At 61.6% G+C, this 16,964-nt stretch carries 9 protein-coding genes; 7 read left to right on the top strand and 2 right to left on the bottom strand.

Annotated elements, in window-relative coordinates; genetic code table 11:
- The first annotated feature begins 277 nt into the window (after positions 1-277).
- Positions 278-1,135 (top strand): DsbA family protein, encoded by an 858-nt coding sequence (locus tag GOB81_RS07100; RefSeq protein WP_242010114.1) that lies wholly within the window; start codon positions 278-280, stop codon positions 1,133-1,135.
- A 66-nt stretch (positions 1,136-1,201) separates the two neighbouring features.
- Here GOB81_RS07100 and GOB81_RS07095 read toward each other — a convergent pair whose 3' ends face one another.
- Together GOB81_RS07095 and metH are read right to left on the bottom strand one after the other, a co-directional pair.
- The gene (locus tag GOB81_RS07095; RefSeq protein WP_173569675.1) at positions 1,202-3,430 is read right to left on the bottom strand and encodes a multicopper oxidase family protein; all 2,229 of its coding nucleotides are present in this window, start codon (positions 3,428-3,430) and stop codon (positions 1,202-1,204) included.
- Between the two features lie 209 nt (positions 3,431-3,639).
- Entirely contained in the window at positions 3,640-7,155 is a 3,516-nt protein-coding gene (gene metH, locus GOB81_RS07090; RefSeq protein WP_173569674.1) for a methionine synthase, read from the bottom strand.
- Between the two features lie 206 nt (positions 7,156-7,361).
- Between metH and GOB81_RS07085 the strand changes: the two genes are divergently transcribed.
- The 6 genes from GOB81_RS07085 to GOB81_RS07065 all read left to right on the top strand — a co-directional run bounded on the left by GOB81_RS07085 (position 7,362) and on the right by GOB81_RS07065 (position 16,935).
- Complete coding sequence (locus GOB81_RS07085) at positions 7,362-7,772, top strand: hypothetical protein (RefSeq protein WP_173569673.1); 411 nt, start codon at positions 7,362-7,364, stop codon at positions 7,770-7,772.
- Between the two features lie 181 nt (positions 7,773-7,953).
- Positions 7,954-10,248: a peptidase domain-containing ABC transporter gene (locus tag GOB81_RS07080; RefSeq protein ID WP_408736911.1), complete on the top strand. Its 2,295-nt coding sequence runs from the start codon at positions 7,954-7,956 to the stop codon at positions 10,246-10,248.
- 3 nt (positions 10,249-10,251) lie between these two features.
- Positions 10,252-11,718, top strand: a complete 1,467-nt coding sequence (locus GOB81_RS07075; RefSeq protein ID WP_173569672.1) for an HlyD family type I secretion periplasmic adaptor subunit — start codon at positions 10,252-10,254, stop codon at positions 11,716-11,718.
- 194 nt (positions 11,719-11,912) lie between these two features.
- Complete coding sequence (locus GOB81_RS07070) at positions 11,913-13,715, top strand: tetratricopeptide repeat protein (RefSeq protein WP_242010124.1); 1,803 nt, start codon at positions 11,913-11,915, stop codon at positions 13,713-13,715.
- Positions 13,708-14,085 (top strand): tetratricopeptide repeat protein, encoded by a 378-nt coding sequence (locus GOB81_RS17670; RefSeq protein WP_242010113.1) that lies wholly within the window; start codon positions 13,708-13,710, stop codon positions 14,083-14,085. Before GOB81_RS07070 ends, GOB81_RS17670 begins: the two co-directional genes overlap by 8 nt.
- 72 nt (positions 14,086-14,157) lie before the next feature.
- Entirely contained in the window at positions 14,158-16,935 is a 2,778-nt protein-coding gene (locus GOB81_RS07065) for a glycosyltransferase (RefSeq protein WP_242010112.1), read from the top strand.
- Positions 16,936-16,964 lie beyond the last annotated feature (29 nt).

Below are 16,964 nucleotides of genomic sequence, written 5' to 3'. Positions count from 1 at the left end.
ATTATTTACTTAATAACCCATTTATACAAACAAAACCAAGATATTCTTTCTTTAAAACCACAAATACCTTCGTGTTTTTATTTTATCCTTTTACTGTATTTAAAAAATCAATTCCATATCCTCTGCAAGTAAAAAAATCTTGCGGATTTCAGGATATTTCCGGAACATCATCGTTATCAATTCAAAATTGTTCTGAAAAACTCTTCAAAAATAAGGAATCTTCAAAAATGGAAAGATTCACCCGAAAGGTGAGCCACGAAGCATCGGGAAAGATGGCATGAGCCAGCCCCTCTTCTGCCGCAGGGTGGCTTTCGGCAGGCAGTCGCGCCGTTCACAACGCTCTCCGGCTGGGATACAGACTCCCGTCATGACACGCACCCATCGCTTTCCGGTCCGCGCCGCGCTTCTTGCTGCTCTGGCCTCCGCCTCCCTGTTCGCCAGCTTTTCCGCGCGCGCGGACGATGGTTTCACCGCGGCCCAGCGGCAGGAAATCGTCGAGATCGTCCGCTCGGCGCTGAAACAGGACCCCACCATTCTTGGAGACGCCATCACGGCGATGCGCGCGCAGGGAGAGGCCGCACAGCAGGCGGCAAGCCTTCGGGCCATTCATGACAATGCGGGGAAGCTCGAGACAAGCGACACGGATGTCGTGCTCGGCAATCCCCACGGCTCCGTGACGATCGTGGAATTCTACGACCCACGCTGCCCCTACTGCCGCAAGGTGCTGCCGATCATCGACAAGCTGGTCGCCGACGAACCCGATCTTCGTCTGGTCGAGAAGGTCATCCCGGTCCTTGGCCCCAACAGCCAGCTTGAGGCGCAGGCCCTGCTCGCGGCTGCCCGCCAGAATGGTTACATGAAATTCCAGCATGCTCTCATGACGAACAGCGAGGCGCCGTCCATCGAGCATATCCGGGCAGTCGCCACTTCCGTCGGTCTTGATGCCGCCCGACTGGAGACCGACATGAAGGGCGCGGAAGTCGGGGCACTCCTGCGGAGCAACCTCGAACTGGCCCGCAAGGTCGGCGTCGATGGCACGCCCACTTTCATCGTCGGCGAGAAGACGATCATTCCGGGCGCTGCGTCCGAGAGCGATCTGCGCGCGGCCATCGCCGCAGCGCGGAAAGCGAAATAACACCTGCCTGGGGGCAGGATGGAAACGAAGCCAGAGAGTGACGGGGCACTGCCCCCGTCACTCGTTTTACATGGCGGAATGGTCCTGAGCAGCGCTGTCGGCCTCATCTCCGGCCATGGACATGCCGCCCGTTTCCCCGTCTCCCTTTCCGATGGTCACGAAGGTCATCATGCCCTGATCCTCATGATCGAGAATGTGGCAATGAAGCATCGCGTCTCCCGGAAAATCATCATACCGGGTCCGCACCACGGTTGCGAAACCGGGTTTCACAAACAGCGTGTCCCTGAAAACATGTGACTGGTCGCAGAATTCCGGACTGTAGGTGGAACTGGCCGATCCATCGGCACTCTCCAGACTGTATTTCATCTTGCAGCGGCCGTTTTCCCTGAAGATCGACTCTCCCGTGCCTTCATCGACGATATCCATGACCTCCACCGGATTGACATGGATATGGAACACATGCTGCCCCGTCGTGGTGCCAGTGCCCATCGTGCGCGTGCCGATGCGCCACTCATCAACGTCCCCGAGCTGGACGTGGTAGGTATGAGTGGGGTCCATGCTGAACGGCAGCGCGGTCACGCCATCAACGGAAACCAGTTCATTCTGCACGAGGCCGATCATGCCGTTGATGCTTGTATCCGGCATGGGCTGATCGGGGGGCAACACCGCACCCGAAGCCAGAGGCATGGTCAGAGCGGCGAAGTAGGCTGTCGGACGATGTGACACGGACAGGTTCGACAAATCGCTGCCCGGCTCTCCTCCGGAAGGAAAATAGGCGAAATCGGTGAGATCGAACTGCGTCAGACGCGCCCGGACAAAGGATGGCAGTCCTTCCGACCCCTCACGCAGAAAACGGCTGATGCGGCTATCGTCACTGCGGCTGACAGGGGATGGGTCTTCCCGCCCGCTCACCGACACCACGGCGATCACAGAGGGGGATTTCCCCTGCGGGCGTGATTTATAGGGAATGATCGTGTTGAGCGTGTCGCCACCCTGATCGATCACGCAATACAGGCCCGGATGCCGGAAAGTGACGAGCGCGTCGCTGCGCTGACCGGGATAGAGGTAATTGACGTCCTTGCGCGAGATGCTGGGGCGGGTGAGGCCGTCTGCCGCGATCTCGTATTGCGCCACGGTTTCACCATCGCAGGTCATGCCCGCGTTCGTCTGATCGGCATAGCCCGGCGCACGCAGTCTGGCGGTGCCCTGCCCTGTCCGCGCCCGCACGATCTGCACATTCAGCGTGTCATGCACGCCGCCCGCGATCATGCGCCACCGTTCCACGTCGCCCGCGCGGAAAGACATCACAGGCTGAGTCTGCCCGTTGATCAGCGTATAGCGTCGGGACAGATCCCACGCATCGCGCACCGTTCCATCTTCTGTCGTATGACTGCTGATGAACTGACTGCGGAAATTCTCCACCTCGCCAACCGCGCCCTGCTGGCACTGCCACACGCCCGTGGTGCTGTCCTGCAACAGCGTGTTGTGGGTGGAATCGCTGAAACAGCCATATGGAATCTGCTCGAACAGCATGATGCGCTCAACGATCGGCTGGCCGGACCTGTCATGCAGCACCGTATCGATATCGACGATGCCATTGTTGCGTTTCCGGTCAGCATAGCGCCGGGTGCCACGCACGATCAGGGCGCCTGCCTCGCCGCTGGCCACGCCGATGGCCGTCGCGCCGTGCTGATGCGCGTGATACCAGAATGTTCCGGCGGCATGACCGGAGGGAATGGCGTAACGGTAATGCCATACGCCCCCGTTCGGCAGGACCGTGTTCATCACATTGTCCGCATGCCCTTCCGGCGAGACATGCATTCCGTGAAGATGCAGGTTCTGCTTATTGAAGCAGGCAGGTGTATTGATGGTTTTCGGGCAGTCGGCGGACGGGTCGATCGGAAGATCATTGCGCAGGTTGATCCGGAGATCATCTCCGGGCGAGACGACAATCGTGGGGGCCGCGAGGCAACTGTTGTAAGAGCGCAGCCTTACCGGATCGTCCCTGTTTTCTGCCGGGTTCCAGATGCGGTTACGCGAATAGGCAAGCCTCAGATCGGCTGTGACATTCGTCCCGGACCGCCGGACAGTCCCCGCCCCACAACCGGACTCCGCCTCCTGCAGATGGGACAGCCAGAAGGCGGGACGTGCCGGTTCCCTGAACCTGTGACGGGCCGAGGGGTTATCCCTGTCTGTCTCTTCGGACAGAACACCTGCATGCGCAGATGCGAATGGAGAAACCAGAAGCGCAGTTCCCAGAAGCGGAACTGTCAGCAAAAATGTTCGCAACGACATCGAAGATCCACAAAAACACCCGTATCACTCTGCTTTTCAGAGGTGATTTCCGGTCGTCAGTGTTAGGGGTGTCATTTGCAACGCAGGGTGACAGTTCGATGATACTCCTGTGACGGACTTCACCAAACCACCCTGTCAGACAGTCATATTTTCAAAAATGGACGTCGTCTCCCGTTCACGGAGAGAGAAACGACGTCCGAAAACAACTCTCACACCGTGAAGTATTTCGCCTTCGGGTTCAGAACCACCAGCGCCGAGGTCGATTGCTCGGGGTGAAGCTGGTAACCGTCCGACAGCGACACACCGATCTTTTCCGCATTCAGCAGTTTGAGGATCGGTTCCTGATCTTCCAGACGCGGGCAGGCAGGATAACCAAACGAATAACGCGACCCGCGATAGCCCTGTGACAGGAGTTTATCCATGTCACGGTCATCCTCACCGGCGAAGCCCAGTTCGGCACGGATGCGCTTGTGGGTGTATTCCGCCATCGCCTCGGCGACTTCCACCGACAGGCCGTGGAGATAGAGGTAGTCCTGATAGCGGTTTTCCTCGAACCACTCGCGGGCGATGTCGGACGCCTTCTGCCCGACCGTGACGACCTGAAGACCGATCACATCACGCTCGGCGTCATCCACATCACGCACGAAGTCGGCGATGCACTCGCCATCCTCACGCGGCTGACGCGGCATGGTGAAGCGCGTCACTTCCGTCTGGCCGTCTTCTGCGAACAGGATCAGATCGTTCCCCTGCCCGGCAGCCTTCCAGTAGCCATAGGCGGCACGCGGCTTGAGAATGTTCTCCGCCTCGCACAGCGTCAGCATCCGGCGCAGCACGGGGCGCAGTTCCTGACGGGCCCAGATCAGGAAATCCTCCAGCGAACGCCCCTGCTTCTTGAAGCCCCACTGGAACTGATACAGCGAGCGTTCATTGAGGAACGGCAACACCGCGTTCGTCTCGGTTTCGACCACGCGCGGTCCCCAGAAAGGCGGCGTGATGACAGGCTCGGCCTGCGTGATCCGACGACGACGCACCTGCGCAGCGGCCACATCCGCTGGCCCGAAGCCACGTTCCTCGGCGACTTCCGGCGTGCGCGGCGTGGCACGCTTGGCCTTGCCTTCACGACGCTTGGCGATAGCGGCGGCGTAATCATCGAACTTGCCCTTCGCGACCACATCCATCAGCGAGAGACCGTCGAACGCATCGCGGGCATAGGCCACACGACCATGCGTGCCATACGCTGCGGCGCAATCGTCCTCGACATAGTTGCGGGTCAGCGCAGCCCCTCCGAGGATGACCGGAAGTTCAAGTCCCTGCCGGTCAATCTCATGAAGATTCTCGCGCATGATGACCGTGGATTTCACCAGCAGACCGGACATGCCGATCGCATCAGCCTTCTCGGCACGGGCGGATTCGATCATGTCGGCGACCGGCACCTTGATGCCGAGATTGACCACCCGGTAGCCGTTGTTGGTCAGGATGATATCGACGAGATTCTTGCCGATATCGTGCACGTCGCCCTTCACCGTTGCCAGGACGATGGTGCCACGCGCCTGCCCGTCGGCACGCTCCATGTGCGGCTCAAGCCAGGCAACGGCGGCCTTCATCGTCTCGGCGGACTGGAGCACGAACGGAAGCTGCATCTTGCCGGAACCGAACAGCTCGCCCACCACCTTCATGCCGTCGAGCAGCACGTTGTTGATGATGTCGAGCGCAGGCATCTCCTGCATCGCTTCCTCAAGGTCGGCCTCAAGCCCCTTGCGGTCACCATCGACGATCCGGTCCTTCAGACGCTCCGGAGCGGTCTCGGCTTTCGCCTTCTTGGCGACGTCAGCGGCTTTCCGTCCTTCAAAGAGTGACAGAAATTTCTGGAGCGGATCGTAGTCCTCGCCACGACGGTCGAAGATCAGATCCTCTGCAATCTTCACTTCCTCGGCGGGGATCAGATGCAGCGGTCGGATTTTGGACACATGCACGATCGCGCCCGTCATGCCTGCTTTCACGGCATGGTCGAGGAACACCGAGTTCAGCACGGCGCGCGCCGCCGGATTCAGGCCGAAGGAGATGTTCGACAGACCGAGGATGATCTGGATGTCCGGGAAGTGTTCACGGATCAGGCGGATGCCTTCCAGCGTCCACTGGCCGAGCTTGCGGTCATCTTCCACGCCGGTGGCGATGGTGAAGGTCAGAGGGTCGATCAGCAGGTCCGACTGCGGCATGCCGTACTGGTCGCAGGCGAACTCGACCAGCCGGGAGGCGATGCGGAGCTTGTCTTCCGCCGTCTTCGCCATACCGACTTCGTCGATGGTCAGCGCCACGACAGCCGCGCCGAACTTGCGGGCCAGCTTCATCCGTTCGTGGGCGATCTCTTCGCCGTCCTCGAAATTGATCGAGTTGATGATCGGCTTGCCGCCATGCAGCTTCAGTGCCGATTCGATGACCGGCGTTTCCGTGGAGTCGATCACCAGCGGCGCGTTCACCGAGGAGGTGAAGCGACGGATGACCTCATCCATCTCGGCCTTCTCGTTGCGCCCGACAAAGGCCGTGCAGACATCCAGCGAGTTCGAGCCTTCAACGACCTGCTCACGCCCGATGGCGACGCAACCGTCCCAGTCGTGCGCTTCCTGAAGCTCGCGCCACTTCTTCGAACCGTTGGCGTTGCAGCGCTCGCCGATGGAGAAATAGGCGTTTTCCTGCCGCAGCGGCGTCTGGCTATAGAGGCTGGCGACGGACGGCACCCACGTCGGGTTGCGCTTGGTCGGAGCCGGACGATGCTTCCCGGACGGCGCACGGCTGCGCAGCATCGCGTCGAGCGCTGCGATATGCGGCGTGGAGGTGCCACAGCAGCCGCCGATCATGTTCAGGCCATCTTCAATGATGAAGCGCTCCATCCACAGCGCCATTTCTTCAGGGCTGAGTGGATAGTGCGTCTGGCCATCGACCAGTTCCGGCAGACCGGCGTTCGGCAGCACGGAGATCAGGCGCGGCCAGTTTTCGGCCAGCCAGCGAACGTGCTCGGCCATTTCCTGCGGACCGGTGGCGCAGTTCAGGCCGATCAGGTCCACGCCGAGGCTCTCCACCACCGTCGCGGCGGCGGCGATATCCGGGCCGACCAGCAGCGTGCCGGTGGTCTCGACCGTGACCTGCACGAAAATCGGTGTGTTCACGCCCATCTCGGCGCGAGCGATTTTCATGCCGTTGACGGCGGCCTTGATCTGAAGCGTGTCCTGGCAGGTCTCGATCAGGAAAGCATCGACGCCGCCCTCGATCAGTCCGCGCCCCTGCTCGGCGAGACCGGCTTCGAGCGTGTCATAATCAATGTTGCCGAGTGAAGGCAGCTTGGTGCCCGGCCCGATGGAACCCAGCACATAGCGATGGCGACCATCATCGAACTGGTCGGCCGCCTCGCGGGCCAGTGTGCCGGCAATACGGTTGATCTCGCGGGAGCGGTCCTGAAGATCGAACTCCGACAGCGTGATCGGCGACCCACCGAAACTGTTGGTCTCCACCATGTCCGCCCCGGCCTCGAAGTAGCCACGGTGGATTTCACGCACCAGCTCCGGGCGCGAGAGGTTGAGGATCTCGGTGCAGTTCTCCTGTCCCCAGTAATCGCGCTCGGTTTCAAGATCGAGCGCCTGCACGCGCGATCCCATGCCGCCATCGCACAGCAACACCTGTTCCTGAAGGGCTTCGAGCAAAGGGGGACGGGAAGAACTGGAGGAGGTCATGCAGGGACTACCGGGTATTCGGGGAATGCAACCCGTTCGGGACGGGAAAGGACGGCGGTTATCACAAAGGGAACGGTTTCTGTCCAGAAAAGAGAGACAAAGCCGCTGGCATCTCCTCCACTCCCCGCCTTCGACGAAAGCCTCTATGGTGGTCGCCGCGAACCTCTGATGACCAGTATTCCCTGCTCCGACGGAGAGTCAGACCGTTGATTCCCCTGATTATTACCACGCCTGCAATGCTGTCGGGCTGGAGTGCCGCCCGTCGCGCCGAGACTCTTCTTCTCGGTGCGACGGGCGATGTCCCGGCTAGCGACGGCTGGCAGCAAACGGCGAGCCTTGCTCCCGATGCCGCGCGCTCCGGTGCGTCTTCCACGGCCTTCCGGGGATCTGCCAGCGAATCAAGCCCCTGGCATGGACCTGCCTGCGCCTGCTGCACCCCCAGACCGGCTCTGGTCAGTCAGCTTCTCCTGCTTTATCAGGACCGTGCGCGCGGGAACCGCTCATTCTTTCGCCACATTGCTCTCGTTGTTTCGGCCGATCAACAGGCTTCCGTTGCCGCCGGGCTCCGGACGGATGCCATTATTTGCAGCCTGTTCAGTCCGGAGACGGAAGAGTAACCAAAAATCATTTTTCATGCGGTAACTACAGCACCGGAATACCGGGCGTGACTGTCTGTTTTCGAGGCGGAAATCACAAACCCGTCATATCGTGGGCAGCCGTCACGCGGTTTGTGTGGTAGAGGCCGTTCAGCGTTTTCCCGCGGGGTGAAACGCGGACTAGTTTTATAGAGGACGATCTGTGGCTCCAGTCGACAACGCGAACGACGCTCCCGGCTCTGAAGGGGATACCCCGAAGAATCCGCAGGGAAACGCCGTCGGTACACCCGGCCGACAGGAAGAGAGACCAGCACCTGCCCTGATCCGGCTGCATGCCGTCATCGCGGCGGCTCATTTCCACGGTCTCGAACTGGACGTACAGGATTTCATCGGGGAACCCGGTGAAAGCAGTCCCTCTCCCGCCACCCTCTCCCGCTGGCTGAACGAGCAGGGCGCGGTGGCGAAAGGCATGCGCATCAAATGGCGCTACCTCGTCAAGATGGGCAATTCTCCGCCCATCGTCCTGATGTTCCGCGATGGCTCCGCCGCGCTGATGGTGAATGCCGATGCTGGCCGCGGAATCGTCTGGCTGCGCGATCCGATGGCCGACGAGGCCGTCCCACCGGTTCCCGTGGACGAGATGCGTCTCGGACAGGTCTGGACAGGCGATGTCCTGCTGATCAAGCGCCGCAAGGACCAGACGGAAGCCGATGCGCCGATCAATGCAGCGTGGCTCGCCAAGATGGTTCTGCGCGAGAAACGGTCCCTGCGCGACATCGCCATTGCCTCGATGACGCTCAGTATCCTCCAGATCTTCCCGCCACTGATCGTCATGCAGGTCATCGACCGCGTGGTGAACAACCGCTCGATGGCGACGCTCGTCTCGATCACCGCCATCGTGCTGGTGCTGTCTTTCTATGAAGTGCTGCTCTCTTACGGTCGTCGCGAACTGACGCTCGTGCTCACCACGCGTATCGACACACGCATCTCGCTGCACATCTTTTCGCGCCTTCTGTCCCTTCCCCTCGAATTCTTCGAGCGTCAGCAGGCCGGTAACGTCATCGGGCGCGTGATGGCGATCTACAAGGTCCGTGACTTCATGACCGGTCGGCTCATGTCGACCTTCCTTGATCTGTTCACCCTTGTCGTGATCCTGCCGTTCCTCTTCTTCCTCAGCTCGACGCTGGCATGGATGACCGTCGCCGCCTCGGGCCTGATCGGCCTGCTCGTCGTGATCTTCATGGGTCCGGTCGGACGCCAGTTCGGCAAGCTCATTGATGCCGACATGAAGCGGTCGGGCGTCATGTACGAGACGATCGCCGGTATCCGCACCATCAAGACGCTGGCGCTCGAAAATTCCCGCAAGCAGGAATGGGACGAATGCACCGCCGCCGTCGTGCAGGCGAAGCTGGATGTCGGCCGCATGTCGAACTGGCCCGCGACGCTGAGCATGCCGCTGGAACTGTTCATCAACCGTGGCATCATCCTCGTCGGCGCTTATCTTGTGCTGGCCGGAAGCTCTTCGGTGGGCGCGGGTGCGCTGGTGGCCTTCATGATGCTCGGCAGTCGTGTCGCGACACCGCTGACCGGTCTGGCCAAGCTGCTTGACGATCTGAACGAAGTCACCACGTCGCTGGGCGAAGCGGGCACGGTTCTCAACCAGCCGACCGAAACGAAGGCGCTTACGACCGGCATGCGCCCGAAGATCAAGGGCGCTCTGTCCTTCATCGACGTGAACTTCAGCTATCCCGGCGCTAGCAGCAAGGCGCTGGACGACGTCACCTTCGAGGTGCCCGCAGGCACGATGCTGGGTCTGGTCGGACGCTCAGGCTCCGGCAAATCGACCATTACCCGTCTGCTTCAGGGCGTCAGCCGCTCCTATACGGGCTATCTGAAGCTCGACGGCGTCGATCTGCGTGAAATCAACCTCAACCATCTCCGTCGTTCGTTCGGTGTCGTGCCTCAGGACAACTTCCTGTTCCGTGGTACGATTCGCGACAACATCACGGCAGGACGACCGGGCCTGACCATTGACGACGTGGTGCGTGCCGCCCGTCTTGCCGGCGCGGAAGAGTTCATCGAACGCATGCCCGCAGGCTATGAAACCTTCATTGAAGAAGGGTCCACCAATATTTCTGGTGGTCAGCGTCAGCGCCTCGCCATTGCGCGTGCCGTGATCTGCGATCCGAAACTGATGATTCTCGATGAGGCGACCTCGGCGCTCGATCCGGAAAGCGAGGCGCTCGTCAACGCCAATCTGGAGCGCATCGGCAAGGGCCGCACGATGGTTATCGTCTCTCACCGGCTGTCGTCTCTTGTGAACTGTGACCAGATTCTCGTCATGGAACGTGGCGCCGTGGCCGATATCGGCCCGCATGAGGTTCTGCTCGAACGCTGTGCGATTTACCGAACGCTGTGGATGCAGCAGAACCGCCACACGGCAAACCGGGGCGGTGCGAATGTCGACGACGCTCCGCTGATCGCGGAAGGAGACTGACCAGTGACCACACAGGACGTCGTTCCCGCCTCCTCCGGCGATGAAAACAACGAAAACAAGTCTAAGGACTTCCTTCCTCAGACGAACGACCCCTTCTCGGGGAACGATCTGCCGCCGGCTCTTCTTGAATTCCACTCGCCGAGCGCGGCACTCGTCAACATGCCGCCCACGCCTGCGGCCCAGTACATCACGTGGCTTGTCGGTGGTCTGACAATGACGAGCGTCATCGTCATGTCCGTGTTCCCGCTGAACCGGGTGGTCTCGACGCCGGGCAAGATCGTCTCCACGCAGGAAACCCTCGTGGTGCAGCCGCTGGAAACCTCGATCATCCGCACCCTCGACGTGCATGAAGGCGACTTCGTCCATAAGGGACAGGTGCTGGCGCATCTCGATCCGACCATCAGTGACGCCGACATCAACAACATGAAGGCGCTCAGTGACAGCTACTCGGCCGAGGTGGATCGTCTGACCGCCGAAGCGCAGGGACGGGACTATATGCCTGACCCGACCAATCCGGCCTCCACTCAGCAGGCGGCGAACTTCCTGCGCCGCAAGGCCGAGTTCGACGCCAAGGTGAGCAATTATCAGGAGCAGATCGCCGCGCAGACCAGCGATCTTGAGGGTTATCAGGCCAACGCCGCCATGTATGGCGCGAAAGCCAAGGTGGCCCGGGATGTCCACAGCATGCGCCTGCGTCTCCAGCAGGATCAGGTCGGCAGCCGTCTTTCGACGCTTGGCGCCCAGAGCGAACTGATGGAGAATGAGCGTTCCCAGATCTCGGCCCGGCAGCAGGCGATCAGCGCCAGCAGCAAGATCCGCGCCCTGAGCGCTGATCGTCAGGGTTATATCGAAACGTGGAAGGCCCAGATCTATCACGATCTGAGCGATGCCGAGCGTCACCTCTCCGAAGCGCAGAGCAACTATCAGAAGGCCAAGCTCCGCAAGAGCATGACCACGCTGAAATCGGGTGAGGACGCCATCGTCCTGACCATCGCCAAACTGTCCATCGGATCGGTTATCAGCACTGGCAACGAACTGATGACCCTCGTCCCGGTCGGAAACGGTCTGGAAGTGGAAGCGCGCCTCAGTGGCGGAGAAGCAGGCTTCGTGCAGGTCGGCAACAAAGCACTGCTCAAGTTCGCGACTTTCCCGTTCTCGCAATATGGCGGCGCGGATGCCACGGTGCGGGAAATCTCGGCCGATGCGTTCACCTCGCAAAGTGGTGGCCGCTCCTCCACGAGTGCAGGGTCTTCGGCCTCGCAGTCGGATGATCCGGCTGCGGCGTCGCAGTCCTACTATCGTGTTCGCCTGCGGATCGACCGCTACACGCTGCATGGCGTGCCGTCCTTCTTCCATCCGCATCCCGGCATGCCGGTGACAGCCGATATCCAGGTGGGCAAGCGGACCGTGATGCAGTTCCTGCTGAACAGCGTCATGCCGCTGGTCACAGACGGCATGAGGGAGCCGTAAGTTTCAACTTCTTTTTCCGCCCCCCGATTCCTGCGGGCAATGCAGGGGTCGGGGTGGGGGAATGTCTGAGACGATGAGCACAGGGGTGGCAGGCAACCCGCTCTTCACATAAATCCTGTCATGGAGCACGAGGCGGGCCTTCGCTGTTCCAGTGAAGATTTCGCCGTGCCCGAGGAGGACTGCTCTTGAGTCTGATGTCGCGCCTCTTTACCCGCCGGACCCCCGAGAAACGGCTGGAACACGGCCTCAAGCTGATTGAGGAAGAAGATTTCACCGGCGGTTTCGCCGAGATCAGTGCCGCTGCCCAGACGGGCATGCCAGAAGCCCAGTTTCGGGTGGGGCGGCTCTATCTGGACGGAATCGGCATTCCGCGTGACCTCGTCGAAGGTGGTCGCTGGCTCCGTCGCGCAGCACAGGCAGGCTGGACCGAAGCGCAGTTCGTTCTCGCCACGCTGTATCTGCTTGGTCTGCCGGACGCCGTCGAAAGCGATACATTCGAGCTTTCGGATGTTGCCCAGAACATCACCGGCACACCGAATTATCCGCGCGCGGCACACTGGGCGAAACTGGGTGCCGGAGGCGGGTCGCCCGACGCTCAGGCTCTCTACGGCTATGTGCTCAGCGCTGGCCCGGAGGATATCCGCAATCCGGATGAGGCCCTTGTCTGGTATCGGAAAGCGGCGGAAGCCAACTGCGCGCAGGGTCACCTCGGTCTGGGTCTGGCCGGGCTGCATTCGGCGCAATCGGACGAGGAACTCGCGCAGGCGGTCCATCATCTGAAAATCGCCGCCGATGGGAATGTCGGTTCGGCGCTCTATCTCATGGGCATTGCCTACGAGCGCGGCGCGGGCATTTCTCAGGATGTCGTGGCGGCCACCGCGTCGTATGGCAAGGCGGCAGAACACAATGTCCGTTCGGCGCAGGCCCGTTACGGTCTGGCGCTCATCGAAGGGCGCGGCATCGAACGCAACATCTCGCGTGGCGAGACATGGCTGCGCAAGGCCGCCCTTGCAGGCGATTTTGAAGCGGCGGCGCTGCTCGGCGACATCTATGCACGCGGCGGCGATCTTGCGCCGAACTATCTCGAAGCCGCGAACTGGTATCGGGCGGCCGCAGAGGGCGGTCATGCCGCAGCCGCGCGCGCTCTTGGGCTGCTCTTCGTCACGGGTGCGGGCGTCACCCGGAACGAGGAAGAGGCCGCCAAATGGTTCCGCCTCGCAACGCAGAATGGCGATTCCGCCAGCTCGGCCGATCTGGGCAACCTGCTTCTGGTCGGCGGCGGCACCAGCGAGGATCGGCTTGCCACCCGCAGCCTGTATGAACAAGCCGCCCAGTCAGGTGATCTGATCGCCGCCTTCAACTTCGGCGTCTGCCTCGCGGAAGGCGTGGGTGCGGAACGGGACGAGGAGCAGGCCGCCATATGGATGCGCAAGGCGGCTGAAGGAATCGTCAACGCCCAGTACTGGTATGGGCGCATGCTGATCGAGGGCCGGGGCGTTCCGGTCGATCCGCAGGAAGGCCGGGAATGGATGCGCAAAGCGGCCCTAGAGGGCATGGCTGACGCCGAACATTCTTATGGCCAGCTGCTCGTGAAGGGCGAAGGCGGCCCGGTCGATCATGCGGAAGCGGCTGAAATGTTCGAACGCTCGGCGGTGCAGGGCAATGTCGGCAGCATGTTCGCGATGGGCGCCATGCTCGGCGGCGGTCACGACCTGCCGGAAGATCGAGAAAAAGCGCTTTTCTGGTTCCGCAAGGCGGCAGATCAGGGACACCCTGCTGCCCAGCTCATGATGGGACGCTACCTGACCCGCGGGCTCGGCGGTGAACCTGACATCGAGGAAGGGTGTCGCTGGTACAGGAAAGCCGAGGCGCAAGGGTTGAGTCAGGCCACCATCGAACTGGCACAGACACTCAGGCCATCCGCGCCCGTATCCCCCGAGGCGGCCGCGCCTGCGTCTCAGGGTGTCGCAGAGACTGCCCACCCTGCCATTGGCTAGAAAGCGCGTCTCCCCATCCCGCTCCCGCAAGGTGCCTGCTCCGGATGCCGCAGAGGCTCTCACTGCGGAAATCAGGAAAGAGGGTGTCACCCCGCGACCCGCCGGACTGATCACGCCGGAAGACCGGGAAAACTGGAAGAAATGGGCATCTGAACAGGCGCAGGATGCTTTCCGACGCGGGGAGGCATGTCTGTCCGCAGGAGACGCGGCTGAGGCGCTGGGCTGGCTGGAACGTGCCTACAGAATGGCGGCTGACAGTCCAAACGTGGCCCTGCTGCTCGCCATCGCCCGGCAGGCCTGTGGTTACCGGACCGAAGCCATTGCTCTCCTGAAAAACCTCGCCGCAACCTACGATTCAGGCCAGATCTGACTCCTTCTGGCGAGCGCCCGGCTGGCTGCGGGCGAAGATCCGGCCGCAAAGCGAGACCTCGACCGGGTCCTGATGGCCACGGTCTGCACCGATGACACGATCCGGCGCGCCGACCAGATCACCCAAATCCTGAATCTTTCCGGCTGGTGTGGTCTCGACGCAAGTGGTGCGATCCGAATCGGCGAGTCTGTCCGGAAGATGTTGCCTAAGGCGACCTCACGGGGCCGCCGGAAAACGGTGAAAGGTGATCGTCTCTCCATTCGCGTGAACGGGAAAGAGCAAGCCTTTCGGTGGGATGGCGACCATCTTCTCCAGCCAGAAGGCCCCCAAACGCTCTGGCAGATGGCACGCGTGGAAGTGCTTCTGGACGACGAGTCGCTGCCGGGCAGCCCGCTGCTCCCCTCGACAGCGATGCGCACAGAGGGACTCGTCCGGTCATCGGACGACGGACTCGATGGGTGGGTGTGGCATCCGGCCAACCCGGACTGTGCCCCCACGCTTCGGATTCTGGATGCGGGTGATGCGCGGGAACTGCTGGCCTTCACGGCTGAATCACCGTCGGAAGAGGTAAGCGCTCATATTCCTCTGGCCCGCTTTCGTCGGATTTCAGTCCCGTGGAGCGCGTTGCCGGACGGCCCCGTGCGGGTTGTGGACAACGCAGGCAAGGATCTTACCGGCAGCCCGCTCGATCCCGGGCTTGAACGACGCGCGGCCCGATGGGCGCTGGAGCAGGCACGTCAGATCAGTCTCGGCGGCAGGTTCAAACCATCAGTCGCCCCCCCGTTCCTGCCGGTCGCCGTCACAGTCCCTCCGGCTGCGCCCCCCGCCGCGTCCGGACATACGGACGTGCCGGTGCTGATCGTGGTGCCGGTCTATCGGGACGTGAGCCGCACACGCGCCTGTCTTGAGAGTGTAGTGGCCTCCCTGCCGGACATGACTCGCGACAGCCCGCGCCTGCTGATCGTCAACGATGCATCTCCGGAACCGGAGATGGCGGCGCTGTTACGGTCGATCGCAAAAGATCCACGTGTCACGGTGAAGACCAGCCCCACCAATCGCGGTTTCGTGGTGTCCGCTAATATCGGACTGGTGGCCGCCCTGTCCGGCGCTGCGCGAGTCCGGGATGTCGTGCTGCTGAACAGCGACACACTCGTGGCCGGGGCCTGGCTGGACGAGTTGCGGACGGTTGCCCACAGCGCGCACGATATCGGCACGGTGACGCCGCTGTCGAACGATGCGACGATCTTCTCCTACCCCGCCCTGACCGGCAATCCCGTACCTTCCCTCGCCCGGACCGCAGCCATGATGAAGCTGGCGCGGACCGCGAATGAAGGGACCGCCATCGACGTCCCGACGGGACATGGTTTCTGTCTTTACATCCGGCATGACTGCCTCACACAGACCGGGCTGCTCCGTGCCGAACTGTTCGCGCAGGGCTATGGCGAGGAAAATGATTTCTGCCTCCGCGCCCGTCTGGCCGGGTGGCGCAATGTCGCGGCGCCGGGTGCCTATGTAGCGCATGTCGGTTCGGTCTCGTTTGGTGCAACACGTGACGGGTTGCTCCGACGGAATCTCGCGCTGCTCAACCGGCTGCATCCCGGTTATGACGCGCTCATTGCAGACCACATGAAAGCCGATCCGCTGTTCGAGGCGCGTCGCCGACTGGATATTCTGCGCTGGCGGCAAAACGCCCGCCGTCATGCGCGGCGGTCGGAGAACGACGTGGTGCTGATGGTGACGCATGATTATGGCGGCGGCGTCGAGCGGGTGGTCAGACGCCGTGCGCGGGAACTGGCTGACGCCGGAACACGCACCGTGCTGATCCGGCCCGTTCAGGGCGGCTGCCGACTGGATGAGTGGTCCGATGAGGAGGATACTCACAAGGACGCAGGGGAAACGACCTTCCCCAATCTGCGCTTCAGCCTGCCACAGGAATGGTCGCGACTACTGCGGCTGCTCACGGCTGATCCGGTGGATCATATCGAATGGCATCACGCCAGCGGGCATCACATGGCCATGCGGGAACTCGCTTCGGTTCTCGACGTGCCTTACGATGTCTATGTGCATGACTATATCTGGTTCTGCCCGCGCATCTCCCTCATGGGTGTTGCCGGACGATATTGTGGCGAGCCGGATGAAGCAGGTTGTGAAAATTGCCTGACTACACTGGGGCGCAAGGTCGATGACGATACGCCGATCGCGGATTATGTTGCCCGCTCTGCCGTGGAACTGGGAGATGCCCGGACGGTGATCGTGCCGTCCGGCGATACCGCGACGCGGATGCGACGGCATTTTCCGGCGCTTGCCCCTGTTGTCGAACCGCTGGAAGAGGACCGTCCCGATCTGCCACTCGACCGTTTTTGCGCATTCTCATCTGAGGGAGCCTTCCGGCAGCAGCCGGTTACGGGACTGCCGCGTGTGCCGGGACGTTTCCGCATCTGCGTCGTCGGGGCGATCGGGAAGGAAAAAGGCTATGACATCCTGCTCGCCGCCGCCCGCGAGGCCCGCGAACAGGACAGGCCACTTGAATTTGTCATAATTGGCCATACCCCTGACGATGCCGCCCTGATGGAGACCGGCCGCGTGCATGTGACGGGGTTTTACAAGGAAGAAGAAGCCGTTGCTCTCGTGCGGGCGCAGAAGGCGGATTATGCCCTGATTCCCTCGGTCTGGCCGGAAACATGGTGTTTTACACTGGGCGTCGCATGGCGCGCGGGGCTGAATGTCGCGGCTTTTGACCTCGGTGCTGTGGCCGACAGGATACGCACGACAGGAAGAGGCCATATCGTACCGCCCGGTGTATCGGCAGACCGGCTTAACGTGATATTGACCTCCCTGTGTCAGCAGTAACGGCGGAAGGCTATCCTGAGAAACAGCAA

This window comes from Acetobacter conturbans, from assembly GCF_011516755.1.
GTDB classification, from domain to species: domain Bacteria; phylum Pseudomonadota; class Alphaproteobacteria; order Acetobacterales; family Acetobacteraceae; genus Acetobacter; species Acetobacter conturbans.
This window is presented reverse-complemented; position numbering and strand designations above follow the sequence as displayed.